Genomic DNA, 691 nt, shown 5'->3' with positions numbered 1-691 from the left:
AGGGACAACGAAACAACAGCAACGGGCAAAAGCCGCTGGCGTGTGCACGGCAGCGGCGGGGTTCGGGGACAGCGGTCTTACGTAATGCGGTCGGCGGCCTCGGCCAGCAGGCGCCATGCCTTCAGCACGGCGTGCAGTTCATCCATGGAAAGCTCGCCGAACACGTCCTGGCGCAGGCCGATCAACTGGTCTTCCAGCTCGCTGACCAGGGCCTGGCCGGCGTCGGTCAGCCACAGCAGGTTGGCACGGCGGTCGCTGGCGTCGCTCTCGCGGCGGACCAGGTCGCTGGCGCACAGCTTGTCCAGCAGGCGCACCAGCGAAGGCCCCTCCATGCCCAGCTGCTGGGCCAGCGCCACCTGGCGGATGCCACCGCCGGAGCGGCCGATCATCAGCAGCGGCATGGTGCAGGCGGTGGAGATGCCGTAGCTGCCCAGGCGGCTGTCGGCCAGGCGCTGCCACTGCCGCCCTGCGTACAGCAGGCCGGAGCTGAGCTGCATCTGCAGCACGGTGCGCTCGTCGAGGGGTCGGTCCATAAGAGATAGATAGGATACTACTAATTTCATTCCTATCAATGGGTTTTTCTGAATGGGCGGGGGTGTAGTGAGGAAAAGCGTTGCGCCACGTTGCTACGGTGGGGCAGCGGGGGTCGGACGGGGCAGGACACGCCGTAAACCCGTCCCTGGGGGCTCGG

At 66.6% G+C, this 691-nt stretch carries 1 protein-coding gene; it reads right to left on the bottom strand.

The annotated features are described in order from the left end of the window. Positions 1 to 77: 77 nt before the first annotated feature. On the bottom strand, positions 78 to 533 hold the full coding sequence (locus QRO93_RS21495) for a MarR family winged helix-turn-helix transcriptional regulator (protein ID WP_008265191.1): 456 nt from the start codon (positions 531 to 533) through the stop codon (positions 78 to 80). Between the last annotated feature and the right edge of the window lie 158 nt (positions 534 to 691).

The organism is Stenotrophomonas maltophilia group sp. Smal17 (genome assembly GCF_030237045.1).
GTDB classification, from domain to species: Bacteria; Pseudomonadota; Gammaproteobacteria; order Xanthomonadales; family Xanthomonadaceae; genus Stenotrophomonas; species Stenotrophomonas forensis.
Note: the sequence above shows the minus strand (reverse complement) of the source record. Positions and strands in the feature narration are given on the sequence as shown.